The organism is Halomonas sp. MS1 (genome assembly GCF_024182575.1).
GTDB lineage: Bacteria > Pseudomonadota > Gammaproteobacteria > Pseudomonadales > Halomonadaceae > Vreelandella.
Genome location: NZ_CP098926.1, coordinates 281621 through 303169 on the forward strand (window position 1 = coordinate 281621; position 21549 = coordinate 303169).

Consider the following 21549-nt stretch of genomic DNA (forward strand, 5'->3'; position numbering starts at 1 on the left):
TCTCTCACTTGCGCTCAGCACTATTTCATAACTTCATGTCATAACTTCCAGCACTGCCTGTAAGCCAGCTCTTCTCTGTAAGGCGTTCATGCTGAAGGGCTTCCAGCTAGCCTAAGCCTCCTATCAGCGACAATATCGAGCTCTCTAACACTCCCCAGCTTATGCGCTTGATGGGCGCTATCAGCTAACGATCCACGTAGCGAACACTATTATTGATCGCTTCATGCCCACACACAGAGATTAGCTCTATCAGGCGCCCTGAAGTAAGCACCGCTACCCACCTTTCCCTTACTGGCTCTTATTAAAAGATAGCGTTTTTTCACGTGACACTTTTCAAATGCCCTCAAAGATTGTATAAAATATAAAAACTACCAATTGATGCTGACATCCGCTGTAGCGCCAGCGTTGATCACCAGGACAAAACAATCACAGGTGTTCCATGAAACGAGTGCATATCATCGACTCTCATACAGCAGGTGAACCCACACGGCTGATAATGAAGGGATTCCCAACTCTGCCTGGCGCAACCATGGCAGAAAAATGTGAAGCTCTGCGTACTTCTCATGATCAATGGCGGCGCTCCTGCATGTTGGAGCCACGTGGGCATGATGTGTTGGTGGGAGCGCTTTATTGTGCGCCGGAGTCACCAGATGCCACTTGCGGGGTCATCTTCTTCAACAACTCGGGGTATCTGGGTATGTGCGGTCACGGCACTATCGGGCTCGTCGCATCCTTGCATTATCAAGGTCTTATAGAACCCGGCGCCCATAAAATAGACACTCCCGTTGGTCCTATTAATGCAACTCTTCACAACGACGGTGCCGTTACTGTCCGGAATGTCCTTTCTTATCGCTATCGCCAGCAAGTCCCTCTTGAAGTGCCTGGCTATGGGCTTCTGCATGGGGATATCGCTTGGGGAGGCAACTGGTTCTTCCTTATCAGTCAGCATGGCCAATCGCTAACGCTTGATAACACCGAAAAGCTAACCGAATTCACCTGGGCCGTACGCCAGGCACTCGAAGCGGCCTCGATTACTGGCGAGGACGGCGGGCTAATCGATCATATTGAGCTCTTCACAGAGGACGAGGCAGCCGATAGTCGTAACTTTGTGCTTTGCCCCGGCAAAGCGTATGACCGCTCCCCTTGTGGTACCGGCACCAGTGCCAAACTGGCTTGCCTAGCGGCAGATGGAAAATTATCGCCAGGAGAGACCTGGGTACAAGCCAGTATTTGTGGCAGCCAGTTCGAAGGACACTATGAATGGGAAGGCAACTGCATTCGTCCCTATATCAAGGGGCGAGCCTACCTAAGTGCAGATGCCACCTTACTTATTGATGAACAGGATCCGTTTGCCTGGGGCATTTCTGACGCGTAAGCACGCGACTCACTCGCCCTGATTCTTCATTAACCAAGCAGCACCGATTACTCCACTATCAACTCGGTGCTGATGTGAGTACTGACAACACCAACCGAAAGGAAAAACAATGAGCGATAACATTTTTACAGGCTGCATTCCTGCGTTAATGACCCCCTGTAATGCGGACCGTCAACCGGACTTCGATGCTCTGGTTGCTAAAGGTCGTGAGTTAATAGATATCGGTATGAGTGGCGTCGTGTACTGCGGCTCTATGGGCGATTGGCCACTGTTAAGCGAAGCACAGCGCCAAGAAGGCGTCGCCCGTTTAGTTCAAGCAGGCATACCGACCATCGTGGGCACTGGCGCAGTAAATACCAAAGAGGCCGTATCCCATGCCGCTCACGCTGCTAAAGTGGGAGCCCATGGCCTGATGGTTATTCCGCGCGTGCTCTCACGGGGCACCTCAGTAGCGGCACAAAAAGCTCATTTCTCAGCCATTTTAGAAGCAGCGCCTAAGCTGCCCGCCGTCATTTATAACAGCCCCTACTACGGCTTCGCGACGCGTGCAGACCTCTTCTTTGAGCTGCGTCATCGTTACCCAAACCTAATCGGCTTCAAAGAGTTTGGCGGTGCCGATGACCTACGCTACGCTGCGGAAAACATTACCTCCCAGGATGACGATGTCACCTTGATGGTAGGTGTAGACACGACTGTCTACCATGGTTTCGTCAACTGTGGCGCCACCGGTGCCATCACCGGCATTGGCAATGCTCTCCCCCGCGAGGTGCTCCAGCTCGTCGCTCTTAGTAAAAAAGCCGCGCAAGGCAATGTCGAAGCACGCCGTTTAGCCAAAGAGCTTGAGGAAGCGCTGGGAGTTCTCTCCTCCTTCGATGAGGGCGGCGACCTAGTTCTGTATTACAAACACTTAATGGTACTCAACGGGGACTCCGAATACTCCCTCCACTTCAATGAAACTGACACTCTGAGCGATGCCCAGCGCCACTATGTGGAATCTCAATACGCCTTGTTCCGTACCTGGTATGCCAATTGGTCTGCTTCCTTAGAAAACATCTAAGGCTCAGTGGTACACAATTTTTTGCCGCTTAGCAGCCGACTGCTCCAGCACAGCTAATGTGCTGGAGCGAACTCTCTTTGCTAGGAGTTACTCATGCATCGTATGAGTCTGGAGGAAGCCGAGGTACTGGCAAAAGCAGTGCTCAACGCCCAAGGCTTCAATCAAGAGCAGACACACGCCCTATCTCAAGCAGTGATAGCGGGGCAACGCGACGAGTGCCATTCACATGGCCTGTATCGTTTACTCAACTGCGTTAAAACGCTAGCGGCAGGGAAAGTGGTCGCCAATGCTCAGCCAGAAGTGTACGACCACGCCCCAGGCATCGTACGGGTTGATGCCAAAGGAGGCTTTTCGCAACTTGCCTTCGAGGCTGGCTTACCCATTTTAACGGCAAAAGCGCGTGAGCAAGGCATTGCTGCGCTTGCCATTAATCACTGCGTACATTTTTCAGCCTTATGGGTTGAGATTGAAGCTATCACAGACCAGGGGCTGGTAGCGCTGGCCTGTAACCCCAGCCATGCCTGGGTGGCCCCCGCTGGGGGCAATCGCCCATTACTGGGAACAAACCCGTTGGCCTTTGGCTGGCCGCGCCCTAATGGTCAGCCACCATTTATCTTCGACTTTGCTACTAGTGCCATTGCTCGCGGTGATATCGAGCTCCATCACCGTGAAAATAAGCCCATTCCCGAGGGCTGGGGTATCGACCGTTTAGGGCAGCATAGCCAAAATCCTGCTGACGTATTAGACGGCGCACTCCTTACCTTTGGCGGCCATAAAGGCTCTGCCTTATCTATCATGATTGAGCTTATTGCTGGCCCACTCATCGGTGACTTAACCAGCGCTGAATCGCTGGCATACGATGATGGAGCCGGAGCTTCCCCCTATCACGGCGAACTCATACTCGCTATGGATCCTGAACGCTTCCTGGGAAGTACGCTCGAGGACTATATGGCCCGTGCTGAAGATCTGTTCTCATCGATCATAGCCCAGGGCGCCCGCTTACCTTCGCAACGACGATATACGGCACGGCAACGCACTCAAAAAGAAGGTATTTCAATTCCAGAATCTCTATATCAGGAGTTGTCACGCCTAGCGCGATTATGACGGCTCTTTTCTTACCGACCATTCGCGTTATTCTAACGACGGAGACGAGCATGACATTGCAAGGCAAAATGCTGATTGGCCAACAAGCAGTACAGGGCTCTCGTGACGCCATTTACGCCATCAATCCAGCGAATAATGAACGTCTTGAACCCGCTTATTTAGGTGGCTCCCAGGCAGAGGTAGAAAGGGCCTGTGAGTTAGCTTGGCGCTCATTTGACAGCTACCGCGAAACGCAGCTGGAAGCACGGGCACAGTTTCTCGAAACCATTGCAGATGAGATAGAAGCGCTTGGAGAAACACTGATTAACCGAGCAGTAGCCGAATCTGGCCTTCCTCAAGCCAGGATTCAAGGGGAGCAAGGACGAACTTGTAACCAACTACGGCTATTTGCAAAAACCCTACGCAATGGTGAATGGCTAGATGTTCGAATTGACCCGGCCATGCCTAATCGTCAGCCCATGCCGCGCGCCGATTTGCGTCAACGCCATATCGCGCTTGGCCCAGTCGCTGTTTTTGGTGCAAGCAATTTCCCACTGGCTTTCTCCGTCGCCGGCGGCGATACCGCATCAGCGTTAGCGGCGGGATGTCCCGTGGTCGTCAAGGCCCACTCCGCACATCCAGGAACCAGCGAATTAGTAGGACGTGCGATTCAAACTGCCGTCAAGCGGTGTGATCTTCCCGAAGGCGTATTTTCGCTAATTTTCGGCTCTGGCCGTGAGGTTGGGCAGGCATTGGTTGCGCACCCTTACATCAAAGCGGCCGGGTTTACTGGCTCCCGCAGCGGCGGCTTGGCACTTTGGAAAACGGCGCAATCACGCCCTGAGCCAATCCCTTTCTATGCTGAAATGAGCTCTATCAATCCAGTATTTCCTCTACCAGCGGCACTGGAGTCACGTGGTGCCAGCATGGGGGCAGAATTCATTAGCTCGTTGAATATGGGAGCTGGCCAGTTTTGTACTAATCCTGGGTTAGTCATTGCAGTAAAGTCTAAGGGGCTAGACGCGTTCATTGCAGCGGCACGTCAAGCGGTCGAGAGCAGCAGCGCTCAAACCATGCTTACGCCCGGCATTCACCAAGCCTATACCAACGGTGTGCAAGCCCTTACCTCGACAGGTAAAGTTCACGAAGTAGCTTGCGGTCAAAAAGGAGCTGGCCCAAACCAATGCCAAACGGCTCTTTATGTAACCTCTGCGGCTCATTTTCTAGCTGAGAAAACACTGCAGGAAGAAGTTTTTGGCGCGTTGTCGCTGGTAGTGGAATGCCAAGACCAGAACGAGGTTCAGCGCGTTGCGGAGGCGCTTGAAGGCCAGTTGACCGCCACTCTTCAACTGGAGGATGCCGATCAGGAAGTTGCTCGCAACCTGCTGCCAATTTTGGAACGTAAAGCGGGTCGGCTACTCGTCAATGGCTGGCCAACAGGCGTCGAAGTTTGCGATGCCATGGTCCATGGTGGCCCTTTCCCAGCAACATCAGACTCACGCACCACGTCTGTCGGTACCGCAGCTATTGTTCGCTTTTTACGTCCTATTTGTTATCAAGATCTACCGGATGCACTTTTGCCAGAGGCATTGCAGCATAGCAACCCACTGTCACTTAAGCGCCTGGTTAATGGAGAACGTGAAGGCTGATCCATAGGAGTTTGAGCCGCTCTCCTCTGGGGAGAGCGGCGCATCATGCATTGAGCCATGTGAGCTGATCAACGGTTCAATTACTAACCATTCAACTACCAGCCATGGACATCTATATAGGTTTGTATAAAATGTGCAAATTAACTTTCAGGATGGACGTGAACCATGGCGACATTCAAAACACGAGCACACTTCGTCGCCGACGACTTACGCAAACGTATCCTTGGCGGTGAGTTCAAGGGCGGTACCCAACTTCGTCAGGACGCCCTAGCCAGCGACTATGATGTCAGCCGTATCCCTGTCAGGGAGGCCTTGCTAACCCTCGAATCAGAAGGGCTAGTGGAGTTTTATGCTCACCGTGGCGCTTTTACCACCGAGCTTTCCGTTAGCAAAATTCGAGAACTTTTCGAGCTACGGATTCTGCTTGAGACCTATGTACTTAAGCATGCCATTGATAACCTCACTGAAGCAGACCTCGATAAAGCTGAGGATATACTGCGCAAATATGACGACGCTCTAAATCGCGGTGGCGAAGTCGACAATTGGAGTGAGTACAACTATGCCTTCCATTTGGCACTTTATGCGCCAGCCGAGCTTCCAGAAACGCTCGCTATCATTCATCAGTTAAATACTAAATCAGATCGCTATATCCGCATGCAGCTCGTCTACTCCCAAGAGATCACAAAAGCTGAAAAGGAACACCATGAGTTGCTGGAGCTAGCGCGCCAACGCGACACCGACAATGCCTGCCAGCTGCTTAAAACCCACATTGAAGACGCCTGTGGAAGCATTATCGCGGTACTTGGAGAGCGTTCCAACCAAGCAGAGGCACTTTGAAGCATAAGTGCCACTTTAACTACCCGACTCCAACCATAGTTGCCTCTCCCCTCTCTTCTGCTTAAGTTATCAATACTACGTCTAGCACCACTTCCCCTCTTCATATACTTCGGCTAGCTAACACTAGCGTCTTCCGGCTATTCGAATAGTTTTGGCGGATCAGTCCCTGTTCCGATCGTTTCCACTCCATAAGCACCATTGAACTACTAGGTAGTTCCATTTTTACCGCTCGCTGCTTGCCCCCTCGCCATCGCAAGGCGCTCCTCTCCTGCCATTTCTTATCAATATTTGTCGTTGACGGTATTGATCCGATTCATATACCTGAGATATATTTTATACAATCTACAAAAAATAGAATTAAGGAAGCTTCATGAATCCACGAAGCACGAAGAGTAGCGGCTCTAACGAGGATGCCGATGTCATCGTTATCGGTGCAGGAGTGGTAGGTAGCGCTTGCGCCCTATCCTTGAGCCAACAAGGCTTGCGTGTTTTGGTGCTGGACAGCCACCAGCATCCGGGTATGGGTGCCTCGTTTGGCAACGCGGGCCATATGGCAACGGAGCAGGTTTTTCCTATTGCCGATGCAGCCATTGTGAAGCGATTACCCAAAATGCTACTGGACCCAATGGGGCCGCTACGCTTGGATTGGCGCTATGTTCCCAAGGCCCTACCCTGGTTCACTCGGTTACTTTGGAATCTACGCAAGGCTCCTTATCAAGCCAGCGTAGCAGGCATCCGTGCTCTCAATGAGAACAGCCTGGATGCCTGGCGTCGACTACTTGACACCATAGATAGCAGGCATCTGCTAAAAGAGGACGGGTCTCTCCTGGTTTATGAAAAAGATAGCGCTGCCGAAGAGTTAGCAGCACTTCACACAAGGATGACCGACCAGCAAGTAGCCGTGGAATACTGGCAAGGTAGTGCAATTAAAGACATTGCTCCTCAATTGTCAGACAGCATTAAAGGCGGGCTATTCTTCCCTGACACCGCACATACGATTAATCCCTCACAGATCGTCGACTCACTCGTATCCGCTGCTAAAGCCAATGGAGTGCAGTTTAGACAAGAAAACGTCATATCAGGCCAAGACCATGGCCACGGTGTGATGCTGAAGACCGCGAGTTCGTCCTCCTTCACGGCCGGCAAAGTTGTTATTTCATGTGGAGCTCATTCTGCCCATCTCACTGCCACACTAACGGGTACTAAAGTTCCTCTTGATACGGAGAGGGGCTATCACCTGATGCTGCCTCATGAACGGCATCGGCTGCCTATGGCGGTTACCTCGTTGGAGCGTCGTTTCATCATGACGCCCATGGATGAGGGATTACGATTGGCAGGTACCGTCGAATTTGCCGGGCTCCATCGACCAGCCAATATGCAACGCGCTTGGCAACTGCACAAACTCAGCCAAGGGCTCTTCAAAAACGACTTGGATACTACCGAAGCTAAAACCTGGATGGGCTTTCGCCCCTCGCTACCCGACTCGCTCCCTATTATCGATAGCGTTAAAAGTGGCAGAGTCCTACTAGCTTTCGGGCACCATCACCTTGGCCTCACTCAAGCCGCTATTACCGCCGAGATTATTAGCCAGCTGGCCAAGCAAGAAAACCAACAAGCTCAACTGCCCATTGATTTATCCCCCTATCGGCTAAGCCGATTTTCCTAGCACGCGACACCCCAACCCTAAGAACAACGTCATAGGAGCTATTATGTCTTCCCCAAAAGGTCTCGTAAGACTGCCTAACATGATAGAGGTTTTTGCCATCATGTTCGGCTTTATAGCCATCATGTTTGTCAGTATCAGCTTACTTGAACTCCCGATACAACTTGCCTTGTTCGCCTCTTGGTTTTTGATTATGGGGCTGGGCTTAAAACTTAAGCTTTCCTACGAAAACATGCAGGAAGGGCTTATTAAAGGTATTCATAATGGCATGGAGGCCGTTTTGGTGCTCACTACTGTGGGGGCACTGATTGGCACTTGGATTGCAGGCGGTATCGTACCGAGCATTATTTATTACGGCCTGTCAGTGATGAACCCACAGATTTTCCTTTTCGCAGCTTTTATTATCTGCTCCTTAACGTCTCTAGCTACCGGCACTTCCTTTGGTACGGTGGGAACGGCTGGGGTAGCGATGATGGGTATCGGCCACAGCTTTGGTATTCCGCTACCACTGGTTGCTGGTGCCGTGATATCAGGCGCGTACGTAGGTGACAAAATGTCGCCGCTTTCCGATACAACAGTGATGACTGCGTCACTGTGTAAGGTGAATCTTATAGACCATATTCGCTCGATGATGTGGGTTAGCGGGCCTGCGGTTATCATCGCGTCGATACTGTTCATCACCGTTGGTTTTTTCTATATCAGCGACACTGCAGACACATCTCAAGCAGCAGCGGCTATGCAGGCACTGGAAAGTCACTTCACAATAACGCCTTGGCTGCTGCTTCCAGCGGTCGTGGTTATTATCCTATTGACTCGTCGCTTGCCAGCCATCCCTGTCATCACATTAGGTGCGCTCCTCGGCAGCATCTGTGCTTGGCTAGTGCAGGACATGAGTCCGGTTGATGCGATCCAAACCGCCTATTCCGGCAATGCAATGCAGTCTGATGAAGCGTTTCTCAACACCCTTCTTAACCGTGGCGGAATAGAGTCTATGTTGGGTGTCGTTGCCCTCATCCTTTTCGCGCTTGGTTTAGGCGGTTTAATGGAACGGGTCGGCATTCTACAGGCTATCAGCCAGGGGTTTCTCAGTTGGGCCAACAATCCAGGCCGACTTACCCTTTCAACCATGTTGGGTGGCTTCTTCGGTAACTTCTTTGGTGGCGCAGCCTATGTCTCTCTCATTACCGCCAGCACGATAACTGAGAAGAACTACGACAAACAGGGGATCGATCGTCGCGTTCTCTCTCGTAACGCAGAAGCGGGCGGTACTATTACAACCCCTATGGTGCCATGGACAGACGGCGGTGTATTTATGGCCGCAACCCTTGGCGTTTCGACACTGAGCTACCTGCCATTCCTTTGGTATCACATGCTTGTACTGGTAATCGCTATCTTCTACGGCTATGCCAATATTGCCATTTGGAGAACCTCACCAGCAGATAACGCCGAACAAACAACCACTCATCAACGCAGTGTACCCGCAGCTTGATAACCTAAAATCACCTCAAGCTTTTAGCTTTCTAATAAGCTAAACACGTAAAAAAACTCCGGTTTGTAACTAATTCAAACCGGAGTTTTTAGTTTTAATCTCAAGAAAAAATAACCTTATGCAGATATATACAGCAGCGTTTGGCGTACTACTCAGATGTCATAGCCGCTTTTTCCATCAAATACTCTGCAACAGCCTGATAGGCGGGGAGTGAGGTAGGGTCATTAGCTGCATTTCCTGCCACCGGGTGCGATGCAAAACGCACAATGACCATCTCAGCGGTGGGGTCAATATAAATGGTTTGTCCATGCACCCCTCTTGCGGCAAAGGCGCCATGCTCGTTATGCAGAGACCACCACATGCCGCGGTAGCTACCGCCCGGTAAATAACGGTATCCCGCGGCGTCAAACGCTTGCCTGTCGCCGCCTTCCCGAATGCGCTCAACGGCTGCGGCAGGAAATAGCCGCTCACCATTCATTACGCCTTCATTAAGCACCAACTGGCCGACTCTGGCCAAATCCCGAAGGCCAGCGCTCAAACCGCCCCCTGCGAACGGCGTGCCAATAGAGTCCACGGTAAAGTAAGCATCCTGCTCCATGCCTAACCGCTGCCAAAGACGCGATGACAACAGTGACGCCACCGATTCACCCGTCGTGCGCGCGATCACCCAGCCAAGTGCATCGGTATTAATCGTTTTATAGCCAAAGACTTGCCCATGTTCCCCTTCCGGTTGCACCGTTGCGAGATACTCATAATAGGTACGCGGCCCAGTGTAATCGTCTGGTTTGGGAAGCGGGCTTGCCGCTGCATTGTAGGCCCAGATCTCAGCGTTGGGGTCACTGTAATCTTCGCTGTAAGCAAGGCCTGTGGTCATTTCAAGCAGTTGCTTCACCGTGGCATTACCAAAAGCACTGTCGGCAAGTTCCGGCAGTATAGCGCCCACGATTGCCTGCTCATCCAACACTCCTTCTGCCACCAAAATCTCACCTAGCAAGCCGGTCATGGATTTAGTCACCGACATAGCGCCGTGCTGGCCAGTTTCATCCAAACAGCCTGAGTAAGTCTCATACACCACCTGGCCTTGGTGAAGAATCAGCAGACCATCGGTGTAGTTTTCATTTAGCGACGCCTGCCACGACATAGGCTCACTAGCGTCAATCGGAGTGAAGGTGACAGCGTTTATCGCGTCATCTAATGCATAGGGCAAAGGAGCAGGTGCGCCCAAGCCACGGCTGACCTGCTTAGTAGGCAATAGCTCGCGAAAGTGACACACCGTCCAGCGCATTTTGGGGAAACTAAAGTAGTTGGAGTCTGGCTGGCCAATCAACTGCTCCGGCGCAGGTGGGAAGCCCTGCATCCAGCCTAACTGGTTCGGGTCAGAAGCTTCAGCACTTAATACCGAAGCACTCGTCTGCGGAGTATCCGCATAAACCATTGAGCTAAGTAGCAAAACGGGCAACGCAAGTGGCAACACCACACTAAAACGGCGATAAAATCGTGTCATAACCAGCTCCCAGGCACACAACGCCACACGAGCGTGAGCGTAACGCTTGAGTCTAGTGAATTCTAATCGAATGGATAGCTAGACGAGTTCAACGTTCTTTATGATTGTATTGTCCGCTGTTGTTTCTCATATCGTGACTAAATACTTGGTATTGGTTTCGACCGCTTTTCTTTGCACGATACATAGCGGTGTCGGCATTCTCGAGCAAACTATGTTCATCTGCCCCATGATCAGGATAGAGGCTGATCCCGATACTGACACTAATGCCTAGTTTATAGTGACCAAGACAGCATGGTATCGCTAATGCCCGAAGGATTTTTTTTGCCACTCTGGCAGCATCGTTTAGTTTTTCAATTTCACTAAGCAGCACTATAAACTCATCCCCACCCTGTCGGGACACGGAGTCTGTAGCACGTACGCATTCACTGAGACAGTTAGCGACGAGCTGCAACAAACTGTCGCCAACAGTATGGCCAAGTGAATCATTGATGAACTTAAAGTTATCGATATCTAAATATAGCAGTGCGAAATAATGGTCGTGCCGTTTTGCTAGACGGATAGCGCGAGCAAAGTGTTCTGCAAATAGAAAACGATTAGGCAGCTTGGTTAGCGCATCATAGTGGGCCTGATAGGCTAGTTGCTCTGCGCGTGTTAAAGAGTGCTTGGCATCATGAAATACAATCACCGCCCCTACCGTAACACCATGGCTATCATGAATAGGAGCCGCCGAATCTTCTATCTCTAGCTGGCTACCATCCTGGCGAATCAGCACACAGTCCAGAGCCAACCCTACCGTGCGATTTTCTTCTATCGCTCTTAGCGCTGGGTTAGGCACGGGCTCGTAAGTTTGGATATGAACGAGTTTCAAGACCTGATCAATTGGTTTACCAAGCGCCTCTAAACTTGTCCAACCGGTTAACACTTCAGCAACGCAGTTCAGATAGGTAATCCTGGCGCTCAAATCGGTCGTCAAAACAGCATCACCGATTGAATTTAGTGTTGCTTTAGCCCAATCCCTTTCTACTTGCAGGGCATTCTCGACACTTCGCAACCGCTCGTCGGCACCTTGCTCGGCATCATTTTCTGTCGTCTGGGCATTATTGTTTTGGTGACCACCGTACAGCATGACGTTTTTATCCATGTGTAGCCTTGCCCAAGGGTAAGGTCGGCGCTGCTTTCCTTGCAGCGCACAGTGCAACATCCTGTTCAGGCATATCCCTTGCCACACTGATAGTGACATTAGGCGGTAGATAAATAATTCACTGTGCGCTAGCGAACACAAGCAGCAAGTTATTTAAATTAAAATTGGCGACACTCATGCCCACAAATCAGTCCTATGTGCGATAGCGTACAGAGATTGTCTCAAGGCGCTCTATACTTGAAAGGAGAATGTCTATCGGCTGGAGGGCGCACATCCACAAGGGCTCCCTTGTAGAAGCGGCGGCTAAAAAAAGCTGCATCTAAGCTTAGGATAATGAGGATATTCAATGCTTGAACCGAATAATTTCAAGCAAAATGCGTTGCTTGGTTTACTTCCCCAAAATGATCTCACGAATCTGCTGCCTCACCTTGAAAAAGTGACGCTGACATTGGGTCAATCACTTAGTGAACCTGGTCAGCAGATGAGTCATGTCTACTTTCCGCTGGATTCCATCGTCTCGCTGCTATGCGTGATGGAGAACGGCGCCTCGACGGAGATCGCTATAGTCGGCTACGAGGGAATTGTAGGCGTCTCGCTCTTTATGGGAGGTGAAACCACCCCTAGCCGAGCGATCGTGCAGAGCGCAGGACATGCTTATCGGCTTAAGGGACAGCTGCTCAAAAACGAGTTCTACCGCGCCGGTGCCATGCAGAGACTACTGCTTCGCTATACCCAGGCCTTACTGACCCAGATGGCGCAGACAGCGGTATGCAACCGTCACCACAGCGTCGACCAACAGCTATGCCGCTGGCTGCTGCTCAGCATTGATCGGCTGCCAGGAAATGAACTGGTGATGACCCAGGAATTAATTGCCAATATGCTAGGCGTGCGTCGCGAGGGAGTCACCGAGTCAGCGGGTAAACTTCAAAAAGCTGGCTTGATCTCATACTACCGTGGGCATATCAAAGTCATCGACCGTCTTGGGTTGGAAGCACGAGTCTGCGAGTGCTACTCAGTGGTCAAACGCGAGTATGATCGGCTGCTCAAGCACCATGACGTTATGTGAGCAACATAAGTGAAGCCGCTAATATAATGCCAAAAGCACCAACGCGCTATGTACGCTAGCGTGCCGACACTTAATTCACCCCAGTGTTAGTATGTGTATGTACCATTAAAAACAGATGATGGTACATCTGCAGCCGACATCAAAATGATCGCGATTTTCATTGTGCCGTTTGCCAGGTTCTTTCAACCGGAGAGGCACATGACGTCTATTTTTCACGCTGCTGATGCCAATCAACTTCTTGCTGACCTACCCACTGCTGAGCAAGACGCTTTGATGGCCAGTTGCGAGACTGTGTCGCTTACGTTTGGCGAAGAACTTTACCGCGCTACCGATACAGTCACCCACGCCTACTTCCCCATCACCAGTTTCATTTCACAGATCGTTATTCTTCATGGGGATAGCCGCCTTGAAGTGGCGATGACGGGACGTGAAGGCATGCTTGGTCTCTCACTGATGCTCGGTATCCAAGAAGCGCCTCTGCTCGCAGTTGTTCAGGGAGCTGGGGGAGCACTGCGTATCAACGCTGCTAGTTTTCAACGGCTGTTGGTAGAGTGCCCAGTATTGCATTTGCGGCTAAAACGGTACCTTTACGTCGTCATTAATCAGCTAGCGAACTCAGCGGCCTGCATCCATTTTCACCGGATTGAGGAACGCCTTGCCCGCTGGCTGCTAATGACCCAAGACCGCGCCAAATCAGATAGATTGCAGCTAACCCACGAGTTCTTGGCCATGATGCTAGGCGTGCGACGGGCAGGGATTACGCTGGCGGCAATTGCCCTGCAAACGCGCGGCCTAATTCGTTACCACCGTGGTGAAATCATCATCCTGGATCGCCCCGGCCTGATCGAAGCGTCTTGCACTTGCTATAGCGAAGATTGTGCGCTGTATGCCCGTGTGCTGACACCACACAGCTAACGGAGCAGTGGCGGAAAACCAAGCGTTACCAACGATACCTCACGCTGCCAATGACACTGCGAGACTCACCGTAGTAGCACCAATATTCACAGCTCGCTACGTACTCTTTATCGGTGAGGTTATTAACGTTTAATTGAGCCTGCCAACCATCAGCAAACTCATAGCCCACCATCGCATCGACCAGCGTGTAGCTACCCACGGCAGTGTTATCTGCCACACTGGTGTCTATCGTGCTCCCCACATAACGCACACCACCTCCTAAGGTAACGCCCTTCAAGGCGCCGCCGGTAAAGGCATAGTCCAACCAGGTTGACGCCTGGTGACGCGGGATCAAGGGCGCACGTTGATCATCTTCAAGGCGGGAATCGGTATAGGTATAAGCCGCCGTCACTTTTAAGTCATCCGTTAGGTAACCAACCCCTTCCAACTCAAAGCCCTGAGAGGTTCGTTCCCCCTCTTGCACCTGGAAGCCACTCGGCGAGTTGATCAGCGTATTACTCTCTTGCAGGTCAAATACTGCGGCAGTGACATAGCCGTCCCAGCCAAAGGGCGCGACTTTGACCCCAGCTTCCCACTGGCGACCTTCGCGGGGCTCGTAAAGATCACCATCGCTGTCCACTCGACCTAACGGGTCAAAAGATTCGGTATAACTGATATAGGGGTTAACACCGTTTTCCCCTAAATACATCGCACCACCGGACCAGGATACTTGGTCATCGTCTGAGCGCTGCGTTGTTCCCGCGGTAACGTTCCTGTTTTCGGTATCCGCCTGATCATAGCGAACCCCACCCAAAAGCACCCAACGGTCATCAATACGCAGTTGGTTTTGGGCGTACAAGCCAGTTTGCTCTTTATCAATTTCGCGGGTTAACAAATCATCCGCCCCTACGGGCGTAAAGTTACCGTAGGTGGGGTTGAAGATATCGATAGGATCGCCGAAGGGAAATGGATCAGCTTCTTGGCCACTCACCCCAAGGTTCTGATAATCCGCCCCCAACAGCAGGGTATTTTCTGTACGATCGGTGTACCAAGTGCCCACCATACGGTTATCAACCGTCAAACTATCAATGGTGCCATCGCGATACACATGCCCGCGTGCCGCTTGACGTTCATCAGCCATAAAGAAGGCGTACGTACTGCGCAGCTCTAAATCCAACTCGCTGTAGCGTAAATCCTGCTCGAAGCGCCACGTATCATTAAGCTGATGGCGTAGTTCATAGCCTAACGCCCACTGGGTACGGTTATCCTTATCGTAACCCGGTTCACTCAGGTTGGTTTGGGGGTCGACACGGCCAAAGGGGGTGTCTTGCACCGTACCATAGGGCAGCTTGAAGGAGTTGACTGGAACACCGTCATCTTTCTGCACGCTGGCCAAAAAAGTAACCGTTGTATCGTCGCTAACATCCACCGCCAAACTCGGCGCAAAGTAGTAACGCTCGTTGTTAGTCGCGTTCAGATCACCGTCACGTTCTTTATAAAGGCCGACCAAACGGTAACGAACATTGTCACTCTCGCCTACCGGGCCACTGGTATCAATGCCCACTTGGCGATGATCGCGATTGCCAAACTGTACATTCACCTCACCCTGAGGCGTTTCTGTTGGGCGCTTGCTAACCGCATTAATCAAGCCTCCAGGAGGCGCTTCGCCGTAAAGGATAGAGGATGGACCTTTGAAGACATCCACCCGCTCCAAGCCAAATGGCTCCGGCAGCCATTGGTAGAAGCCTTCACGATAGATCCGCAGGCCATCTTGGTAAGTGGACTGATCAAACCCACGCACCTTGAACCAGTCGGTGTTGTTATCACTGCCGAAATGCCCCGAGAGCACACCTGCACGATAACGGAAAGTTTCATCTAATTGCTGGACGTTGCGGGCTTCCAACTCCTGACGATCAACGCTGGATACAGGGCGCGGCGTTTCCACCAGCGGCGTATCCACTTTCAAGGCAGTGGCGGTTACCACAACAGGATCGTTAGCAACTCGCTCCTCTTGAGCAAGCGCCGCCAATGGCGCAACGCTGAGCATTCCACCCAGCGACACCACCAACGAGCGGCGAACCGCCGCAGTCAGCGGCGCGACAGAAAACGACATGGACGTAGGGAGCATAGGAAGGTCTCATAGGCAAGAGGAGAAGTATCGTTATAGTAAGACGAATGATACGGATTTTTATTTGCATGAACAATAACGACAACGACGCAAGCCAATCACGCTCTTAAGCGAATGTTCCGTAGCAATCTAAAACAGCTAGAGATGCGGGAGTAATCAATGAAGGCATTCTGAAATGATTGTTAGCCGATAGTTGTGCCAAGGCGACTGGACACTTTCATCGCCGCTGACTTATAAGCTGTTACACAGCCTCAGTCAGGAACGGTATTTTTAGCCAACATTAATACAACTTTTAAGCTCACCGCCAGCAATGGAACACAGCGGCATTGCCATCCGGTGCAGAGCCTTGCTCAGCATTTTCTTTGTTGGAAATTTCAAGCATCGAACACGTCTGCATTAGTACTCATCCGAAGATATGAAACCCTTGCTGCAGCCTTCCGATGATCGCGAACAAACCGCTTCCCATTACCAGAGCAAGGAGGAATACTCCTGCAATGAGACACACGTAAAGTAATGTCCAAGAACTGGCGGAGGCTGAATCCAGAAGCTCTTTGGAAGCCTTAGTGGAGCACTGGTAGATTCGACTCAAACTTCTTTCCACGCCAAGAACGATGCCACCAATAACGCCAAACAGCAGCGCGACCGCGAAAGTGATGACTCGGGACTGCTCGTTAGTACAACCATCCCACAACAAAATAGCACCGTTAGTCCAAGCCAATACGATGCAACCCCATGAGACAAGTTGATAGATAAACCTAAGCGTGTGGATCATTGATTGTTCATACCATTGGTTTGCCTGCCGAACATTAATGATACACCTTTCTACATAAGCTGAATGCCCCCGGCGATGCCAGTCAGATGGTTGTCACAACATTCCTCAACGAAAAACCTGGTGGATCGACTGCTTCTCGCGAGCTAATATAGACCTCTTCAAAGGAGGACGACCTCCCCCATCTTGGGCAATAATGACCAGGACGACCTGGCCCCGTTAGATTCCGGAGGGGTCAATGCCTTGGTTCTATCTTCTCGTTGCCGGTGTTCTTGAAGTTGTTTGGGCTTACACAATGAAGCAATCTCATGGCTTCAGTCGGCTCATACCATCAGTCATCACTATCTCAGCGATGGTGGCCAGCTTCTGGCTGTTAGCTGTTGCCATGCGAACTATTCCGCTCGGAACGGCCTATACGATCTGGACTGGAATAGGGGCTGTCGGGGCGTTTCTCGTTGGAATTGCCTTTTTGGCTGAGCCGGTTAGTGCATTGAGAATCGTTGCTATGATTCTCATTGTTTCAGGATTGGTGTTGATGAAGCTATCAAGCGCCTGACACTGAGTTTTTTAACGATGGATCTCGCTGCTGGCATTATTAACCTACCGGGTTATGAAGTAAGGCCCTCCAAATCCACCGACGACGAATGCACTTCCAGGTGAGTGTGCCCGGTCCCATCGCGTGATTGTAATGTGGCGTACAGATTGAGTTCGTGCGGCCCGGCAAGCGGGTCACCCTCAAGGTGGCCCGCTACCGGTAGACCTGCCTAGCCTGCAAGACTACCTATTGAGCCCAGAGGGAGCCCCGCCACGACGACTGTAAGGGAGCACCTATAATAATGGTCGCAAGCACGAAAGAATCCGTCTCACGATTCAAGGAACAGTGACAATGGCGACGCAAGAAAATGCCAAAAACGTCGCGCACTTAAACATGCGTGGACACTTTATGGACACTTAGAAGAAAAAGTACGGCTAGGAAGAAATAAAGCGAGGATAAGTCATTGAAAAATGGTGGGCCCAGTAGGACTTGAACCTACGACCAAGGGATTATGAGTCTCCCCGATATGATGTTGCACCATGTTGAGGTGCATTGCAAGCAGTTGCAAAGGTGCTGAATTTAGGCGACTTTATAGGCCAGATGTTGCAGCGCGCATCGTTCTTGATGCGGACTGTTGAGGCCTAACGGACACCGTAGCGGACACCATGCTGACCGATAAGCAGATCAAGGCTTTCAAGCCGAAGGAAAAGGAATACACCGTCTCTGACGACAATCGCCAGCGCGGCACTGGACGGTTGATTCTACGGGTGCGTCCTAGCGGGACTAAAGAGTGGATGTACCGCTATCACCTGGATGGCAGAAAGCGGCGCTTATCTCTGGGCAATTACCCTTCCATCACCCTCTCGCGTGCGCGTGAAGACGCCCAAGACCTGGCGACCGTTATTACGTCCGGCAAAGATCCGGCGGACTACCTGCGCGACAAGCGAGCCGAACAAACGCTTAGTCGGAATAAAGGCACGCTTGGCAACCTTTGCGACGCCTACTGCGATGATATGGCGGTAAGAGGCAAGTCCAGCGCAGAGGAAACAAGGGAGCGTCTATACCGGTACATAAAGACGCCCTTCGCCACAAAGTGGAAAACGCCAGCGGCAGAGATAACACCTCACGACATTAGCGATATTTTGGCGCATCACATGGCGCGCGGCATCACGACCACGACTAACCGTGTGCGCTCCTATCTACATGCCGCTTATCAGTACGGCATCGAATCAGAGCTTGATCCTCGGCGACGCTCTAAAGCGGGCTCGTGGGGGCTGGAGTCTAACCCTGTGACCAGCATCCCTAGGCAAGCAGACTGGGAGAGGCAAGGCCAAACGGTAATGACGCAGCAAGATGTGCGCGATGCGTGGTATGGATTAATGGAAATGCGCTCTCGCTCTAATCTGGCAGCGCTGGCGGTTAGGTTGGTTATCGCCACAGCTGGGCAGCGCATAAGCGCCCTACTTCGCCTTGAGGTGAGCAACGTTAATCTTGAGAGCGGCATTATTGATATGCCGCCGGAGATAACCAAGACAAGCGCGCCCCACGTTGTGCCAATAGGCACGCATGCTAAAGAGGTTTTGAGTTTACTGGTTGAGCAATCGGAAAGCAGAGGGTTCAAAAAGCTATTCCCTGGCCATCGCGATAAAGAGTCAACACTAAGAGAGGATTCGGTGTCGTCGTTTGTAAGCGACTACCGAGCAAAGACGTCCGCTAATCATTGGACGGTGAGGGATATTCGCAGAACGGCCAAGACGATCATGGGCGAGCTAGGCGTGACCAAAGAAGATCGCGACAGGATCCACGGCCACGCCATGCACGATGTGTCGTCAAAGAATTACGACCGATACGAATATTTGCGGGAAAAGAAGGCGGGAATGGCTGTCTGGGACGCATGGTTAACCGAGACTTTGGATTGACTGATCCATCTGCTCCTGCATCCAGTTTTCGAGATACGACCGCAGGTAACCTGTACGGCCAATGCTGAACCGTGCGGGCGGTGCAATCATCTTGTACTTAGCGTGCATGCGCCAAAGTGTTGTACGGTCTACGCCTAGCATCTTCGCGGCTTCGCCTACATTCAAAATATTATCTGGCATATTTCTCTCCATTAAAAAAGCCGCCCTGGTGGCGGCTGTTATCGATGCGCTTCTCTATCAGTGCAAAGCGGCGGCATTGGGTCGCCTTCGTGTCGCTCGACGGTGATGATCGACAAACCGCGCAAGTGCCAGTCGCCGACCATGTGCTTGCGCTCGTCCAACGTCTCGCCGTCATTGATCCACGCCGACGCAACCATTCCGCCGCATACCGGGCAGTTGGCCAGCATCATCTGTCCGAGGTGTTTTCGCTCTGTCATACATCCTCCGGCTTTAGCGCTGCCGATAGCATGGCTCGGTATACCTTTGGTGCTGAACTGCAGTCGCAATCAAGATGGCATTCACCAAGCCTTTCGCATTCGCCAGTCGCCTCGCAGCCCGCGTCGATCTGAGCCTCTATAGGCTCCTTCGGCACTGCTTGCCAGCCTTCTGGGCAAGCGGCTTGCCATGACTCCCATGCGCACTGTACGTGATAGTCGCGGTACTGCCCCGGCCATGAGTTATCGCTTGTGTGCGACTGTTTACCGACACACCACTCGCGCGGCGGTTTAACTGCCCACGCTTCAAACCGCTCTCGCTGCTTACTCATCGCTATCTCCATCGGCTGCGTCCAGTGCAGCGTCGATCTGCAGGTTGATATAAGCACCGCCGTACTCTGATTCTGCAAAATCCTCAAGCTCTTCGCGTGCCTGAACTAGAGCATCATAAAGCCCCTGCGCAACACTGGCGGGCACCCAATCGCCATCCTCATGCTCTTCCATTGCAATATCATCAGGACTAATTCTGTACTTTTTCATGCATCCTCCGGTTTGGGTGCGACTGAACGAATGCCGCGAGTGTCAGTGATAAAAGCAGGCGTAAGCGTACCAGCGCGAAGCGCATCGGCCTTGCTCAGTATGCAAGAACCAACCGCTCTTGCGCCCATTGCGCGCTCTGGGTTTTCGTGCTCGTGGGCGTAACTTGCGCATACAAAAGCAGCGTGCTCCAGTGCCTGAGCCATTGACTCTACTTCCGTAGATGCCTCAAACCGCTCTCGCTGGCCGGATATCTCACCTCTTGGCGAGCGCTCCTTCTGCCGCGCCTCAATGGCTTTAAAAGCCTCCTCTTCCTCCGGCGTGCATACTGCAAACTGGTCGTCATATGCTGTGCTAGTCATAAATCACCCAAACTGTGCTTTGTGGATTGGCGCGAATAACTCGGCGCAACGCTCGGCGCTCAAATGCCCTGGAAATACCACCTTTATGTCGGTGTTCCAGAAATTGCCTTTCTTGTCAGTGCAGCGTGCCGAGTAGTCTCGATGCGTTATACCAAAGCGATTCTTGCGACTCTTAACATCAAGCGAAACGAAGTAGCTATGCCGCGCCGGATTTCCTTCACCAGCGCATACGTTGGTAACCGGATCTCCAAACTCCATATTGCCGACGCGCTTTTTCGATTCCTCAAGTAGTTCAGATCGATTCATAAAACCTCCAGCCAAAAATAAAGCCGCATCAGCAGCCATAGTCTTTGAAAAGACGTGTCGATAATCGCCACGCGGGCGTATCGGCTATGCGCCTACGCACTGACATCGCGACGATGCGGCGGGCGTTGGGCAGCATCGTCAGCTCAATTCGGCTTGCGCTTGACTCCATGCCTCTTGCACCCTGTGAAATGCTTCGCTGCTCCCGCCCTTATCGGGGTGAGCGTCACGAATTGCCGATCGATACGCCTTTCGAACCGCTTCAATATCGTTGCTGTCGGTGTTGAGCACCGTTCGCCAGTGCGACCTACCCATCGCTTCCGGCGAAGCGAGCTGAGCGAAGCCGGTAAACGCTGCACGCATCAATGAAGCGTCGTGTCGCTCCAGTATTCGCAGGGCTTCGATGCAGTCGGCCACGGCGGCCAAATTGTCGGCGATGCGCTGGTACACGTCACAAGGTATGCACTGTGCTTGGCCGTCGAGCTGAAAATAAACGGCGACGCCTGGGTCGCTGGGCTCTCGCTGGCCGCTGCGAGGCAGTCCGTCATTACGCAATGCAAGGTCGGTGCTGATGATGATCGAGTCAGTCGGAACGCGGTACGTTTGGCCGCTTCGCGTGAATTTATCAAGCGCTTCTGTAACACGGCTTCGCGCCTCCGCCACGGTGAGCTCTTTGAGCCCCCGCCCGCTGCTATTGCGCTTGCCGAATCGACCTTGTTTCCGGTCATTGGCTGGCGTTCGCGGCTTTGCCGCTGGCCAGCTAAGCGGTGACGCTGTTATGTCGTCCATCGTGACCTCCTATTG

At 52.0% G+C, this 21549-nt stretch carries 22 protein-coding genes; 11 read left to right on the forward strand and 11 right to left on the reverse strand.

Going from position 1 to position 21549, the window contains the following annotated elements; translation table 11 throughout:
- The first annotated feature begins 439 nt into the window (after nt 1-439).
- The 7 genes from NF683_RS01310 to nhaC all read left to right on the forward strand — a co-directional run bounded on the left by NF683_RS01310 (nt 440) and on the right by nhaC (nt 9153).
- Entirely contained in the window at nt 440-1375 is a 936-nt protein-coding gene (locus NF683_RS01310; RefSeq protein WP_253921047.1) for a 4-hydroxyproline epimerase, read from the forward strand.
- Between the two features lie 109 nt (nt 1376-1484).
- A complete protein-coding gene (locus NF683_RS01315; RefSeq protein WP_089039573.1) occupies nt 1485-2432 on the forward strand; it encodes a dihydrodipicolinate synthase family protein in 948 nt (315 codons plus the stop codon).
- A gap of 93 nt (nt 2433-2525) precedes the next feature.
- The gene (locus NF683_RS01320) at nt 2526-3536 is read left to right on the forward strand and encodes an Ldh family oxidoreductase (RefSeq protein ID WP_253921048.1); all 1011 of its coding nucleotides are present in this window, start codon (nt 2526-2528) and stop codon (nt 3534-3536) included.
- A 50-nt stretch (nt 3537-3586) separates the two neighbouring features.
- On the forward strand, nt 3587-5164 hold the full coding sequence (locus NF683_RS01325) for an aldehyde dehydrogenase (NADP(+)) (RefSeq protein ID WP_193085649.1): 1578 nt from the start codon (nt 3587-3589) through the stop codon (nt 5162-5164).
- A gap of 165 nt (nt 5165-5329) precedes the next feature.
- A complete protein-coding gene (locus NF683_RS01330) occupies nt 5330-6001 on the forward strand; it encodes a GntR family transcriptional regulator (protein WP_089039576.1) in 672 nt (223 codons plus the stop codon).
- A 370-nt stretch (nt 6002-6371) separates the two neighbouring features.
- The gene (locus NF683_RS01335; RefSeq protein WP_275050926.1) at nt 6372-7667 is read left to right on the forward strand and encodes an NAD(P)/FAD-dependent oxidoreductase; all 1296 of its coding nucleotides are present in this window, start codon (nt 6372-6374) and stop codon (nt 7665-7667) included.
- A 43-nt stretch (nt 7668-7710) separates the two neighbouring features.
- Nucleotides 7711-9153, forward strand: coding sequence for a Na+/H+ antiporter NhaC (gene nhaC, locus NF683_RS01340; RefSeq protein ID WP_253921049.1), 1443 nt, complete (start codon nt 7711-7713; stop codon nt 9151-9153).
- Nucleotides 9154-9301: 148 nt separating this feature from the next.
- Here the strand turns inward: nhaC and NF683_RS01345 are convergent, their stop codons facing one another.
- Nucleotides 9302-10657 carry a serine hydrolase domain-containing protein gene (locus NF683_RS01345; protein ID WP_253921050.1) on the reverse strand — a complete coding sequence of 452 codons (1356 nt, stop codon included), beginning with the start codon at nt 10655-10657 and terminating at the stop codon, nt 9302-9304.
- 88 nt (nt 10658-10745) lie between these two features.
- Entirely contained in the window at nt 10746-11798 is a 1053-nt protein-coding gene (locus NF683_RS01350; protein ID WP_198361365.1) for a diguanylate cyclase domain-containing protein, read from the reverse strand.
- Between the two features lie 346 nt (nt 11799-12144).
- On the opposite strand from NF683_RS01350, the gene NF683_RS01355 reads away from it, so the two are divergent.
- Nucleotides 12145-12864: a Crp/Fnr family transcriptional regulator gene (locus NF683_RS01355; protein WP_231657585.1), complete on the forward strand. Its 720-nt coding sequence runs from the start codon at nt 12145-12147 to the stop codon at nt 12862-12864.
- 198 nt (nt 12865-13062) lie between these two features.
- Nucleotides 13063-13779 (forward strand): Crp/Fnr family transcriptional regulator, encoded by a 717-nt coding sequence (locus tag NF683_RS01360; RefSeq protein ID WP_253921051.1) that lies wholly within the window; start codon nt 13063-13065, stop codon nt 13777-13779.
- A gap of 25 nt (nt 13780-13804) precedes the next feature.
- On the opposite strand, the gene NF683_RS01365 is transcribed toward NF683_RS01360, so the two are convergent.
- Both NF683_RS01365 and NF683_RS01370 read right to left on the reverse strand, forming a co-directional pair.
- Nucleotides 13805-15805 carry a TonB-dependent siderophore receptor gene (locus tag NF683_RS01365; RefSeq protein WP_253921869.1) on the reverse strand — a complete coding sequence of 667 codons (2001 nt, stop codon included), beginning with the start codon at nt 15803-15805 and terminating at the stop codon, nt 13805-13807.
- A 484-nt stretch (nt 15806-16289) separates the two neighbouring features.
- A complete protein-coding gene (locus tag NF683_RS01370; RefSeq protein ID WP_253921052.1) occupies nt 16290-16658 on the reverse strand; it encodes a hypothetical protein in 369 nt (122 codons plus the stop codon).
- A 235-nt stretch (nt 16659-16893) separates the two neighbouring features.
- On the opposite strand from NF683_RS01370, the gene NF683_RS01375 reads away from it, so the two are divergent.
- Nucleotides 16894-17211: a DMT family transporter gene (locus NF683_RS01375; protein ID WP_253921053.1), complete on the forward strand. Its 318-nt coding sequence runs from the start codon at nt 16894-16896 to the stop codon at nt 17209-17211.
- Nucleotides 17212-17855: 644 nt separating this feature from the next.
- Nucleotides 17856-19109, forward strand: a complete 1254-nt coding sequence (locus NF683_RS01380) for a tyrosine-type recombinase/integrase (protein WP_253921054.1) — start codon at nt 17856-17858, stop codon at nt 19107-19109.
- On the opposite strand, the gene NF683_RS01385 is transcribed toward NF683_RS01380, so the two are convergent.
- The 7 genes from NF683_RS01385 to NF683_RS01415 form a co-directional block, all read right to left on the reverse strand.
- Nucleotides 19089-19289: a helix-turn-helix transcriptional regulator gene (locus tag NF683_RS01385; protein ID WP_253921055.1), complete on the reverse strand. Its 201-nt coding sequence runs from the start codon at nt 19287-19289 to the stop codon at nt 19089-19091. The two genes, NF683_RS01380 and NF683_RS01385, sit on opposite strands and share 21 nt — an antisense overlap.
- Before the next feature lie 38 nt (nt 19290-19327).
- The gene (locus tag NF683_RS01390) at nt 19328-19546 is read right to left on the reverse strand and encodes a hypothetical protein (RefSeq protein WP_253921056.1); all 219 of its coding nucleotides are present in this window, start codon (nt 19544-19546) and stop codon (nt 19328-19330) included.
- Nucleotides 19543-19875, reverse strand: coding sequence for a hypothetical protein (locus NF683_RS01395; RefSeq protein ID WP_253921057.1), 333 nt, complete (start codon nt 19873-19875; stop codon nt 19543-19545). The genes NF683_RS01390 and NF683_RS01395 overlap by 4 nt, the downstream gene beginning before the upstream one ends.
- Entirely contained in the window at nt 19868-20083 is a 216-nt protein-coding gene (locus NF683_RS01400) for a hypothetical protein (RefSeq protein WP_253921058.1), read from the reverse strand. The genes NF683_RS01395 and NF683_RS01400 overlap by 8 nt, the downstream gene beginning before the upstream one ends.
- Nucleotides 20080-20442, reverse strand: a complete 363-nt coding sequence (locus tag NF683_RS01405) for a hypothetical protein (RefSeq protein ID WP_253921059.1) — start codon at nt 20440-20442, stop codon at nt 20080-20082. The genes NF683_RS01400 and NF683_RS01405 overlap by 4 nt, the downstream gene beginning before the upstream one ends.
- A gap of 3 nt (nt 20443-20445) precedes the next feature.
- Entirely contained in the window at nt 20446-20748 is a 303-nt protein-coding gene (locus tag NF683_RS01410; RefSeq protein WP_253921060.1) for a hypothetical protein, read from the reverse strand.
- Nucleotides 20749-20886: 138 nt separating this feature from the next.
- Nucleotides 20887-21534: a J domain-containing protein gene (locus NF683_RS01415; RefSeq protein WP_253921061.1), complete on the reverse strand. Its 648-nt coding sequence runs from the start codon at nt 21532-21534 to the stop codon at nt 20887-20889.
- Nucleotides 21535-21549 lie beyond the last annotated feature (15 nt).

Bases quoted from the DNA above. Each gene is read 5' to 3' on its own strand.
- NF683_RS01310 (WP_253921047.1), top strand. From the start codon at position 440: ATGAAACGAGTGCATATCATCGACTCTCATACAGCAGGTGAACCCACA.
- NF683_RS01315 (WP_089039573.1), top strand. From the start codon at position 1,485: ATGAGCGATAACATTTTTACAGGCTGCATTCCTGCGTTAATGACCCCC.
- NF683_RS01320 (WP_253921048.1), top strand. From the start codon at position 2,526: ATGCATCGTATGAGTCTGGAGGAAGCCGAGGTACTGGCAAAAGCAGTG.
- NF683_RS01325 (WP_193085649.1), top strand. From the start codon at position 3,587: ATGACATTGCAAGGCAAAATGCTGATTGGCCAACAAGCAGTACAGGGC.
- NF683_RS01330 (WP_089039576.1), top strand. From the start codon at position 5,330: ATGGCGACATTCAAAACACGAGCACACTTCGTCGCCGACGACTTACGC.
- NF683_RS01335 (WP_275050926.1), top strand. From the start codon at position 6,372: ATGAATCCACGAAGCACGAAGAGTAGCGGCTCTAACGAGGATGCCGAT.
- nhaC (WP_253921049.1), top strand. From the start codon at position 7,711: ATGTCTTCCCCAAAAGGTCTCGTAAGACTGCCTAACATGATAGAGGTT.
- NF683_RS01345 (WP_253921050.1), bottom strand. From the start codon at position 10,657: ATGACACGATTTTATCGCCGTTTTAGTGTGGTGTTGCCACTTGCGTTG.
- NF683_RS01350 (WP_198361365.1), bottom strand. From the start codon at position 11,798: ATGGATAAAAACGTCATGCTGTACGGTGGTCACCAAAACAATAATGCC.
- NF683_RS01355 (WP_231657585.1), top strand. From the start codon at position 12,145: ATGCTTGAACCGAATAATTTCAAGCAAAATGCGTTGCTTGGTTTACTT.
- NF683_RS01360 (WP_253921051.1), top strand. From the start codon at position 13,063: ATGACGTCTATTTTTCACGCTGCTGATGCCAATCAACTTCTTGCTGAC.
- NF683_RS01365 (WP_253921869.1), bottom strand. From the start codon at position 15,805: ATGCTCAGCGTTGCGCCATTGGCGGCGCTTGCTCAAGAGGAGCGAGTT.
- NF683_RS01370 (WP_253921052.1), bottom strand. From the start codon at position 16,658: ATGATCCACACGCTTAGGTTTATCTATCAACTTGTCTCATGGGGTTGC.
- NF683_RS01375 (WP_253921053.1), top strand. From the start codon at position 16,894: ATGCCTTGGTTCTATCTTCTCGTTGCCGGTGTTCTTGAAGTTGTTTGG.
- NF683_RS01380 (WP_253921054.1), top strand. From the start codon at position 17,856: ATGCTGACCGATAAGCAGATCAAGGCTTTCAAGCCGAAGGAAAAGGAA.
- NF683_RS01385 (WP_253921055.1), bottom strand. From the start codon at position 19,289: ATGCCAGATAATATTTTGAATGTAGGCGAAGCCGCGAAGATGCTAGGC.
- NF683_RS01390 (WP_253921056.1), bottom strand. From the start codon at position 19,546: ATGACAGAGCGAAAACACCTCGGACAGATGATGCTGGCCAACTGCCCG.
- NF683_RS01395 (WP_253921057.1), bottom strand. From the start codon at position 19,875: ATGAGTAAGCAGCGAGAGCGGTTTGAAGCGTGGGCAGTTAAACCGCCG.
- NF683_RS01400 (WP_253921058.1), bottom strand. From the start codon at position 20,083: ATGAAAAAGTACAGAATTAGTCCTGATGATATTGCAATGGAAGAGCAT.
- NF683_RS01405 (WP_253921059.1), bottom strand. From the start codon at position 20,442: ATGACTAGCACAGCATATGACGACCAGTTTGCAGTATGCACGCCGGAG.
- NF683_RS01410 (WP_253921060.1), bottom strand. From the start codon at position 20,748: ATGAATCGATCTGAACTACTTGAGGAATCGAAAAAGCGCGTCGGCAAT.
- NF683_RS01415 (WP_253921061.1), bottom strand. From the start codon at position 21,534: ATGGACGACATAACAGCGTCACCGCTTAGCTGGCCAGCGGCAAAGCCG.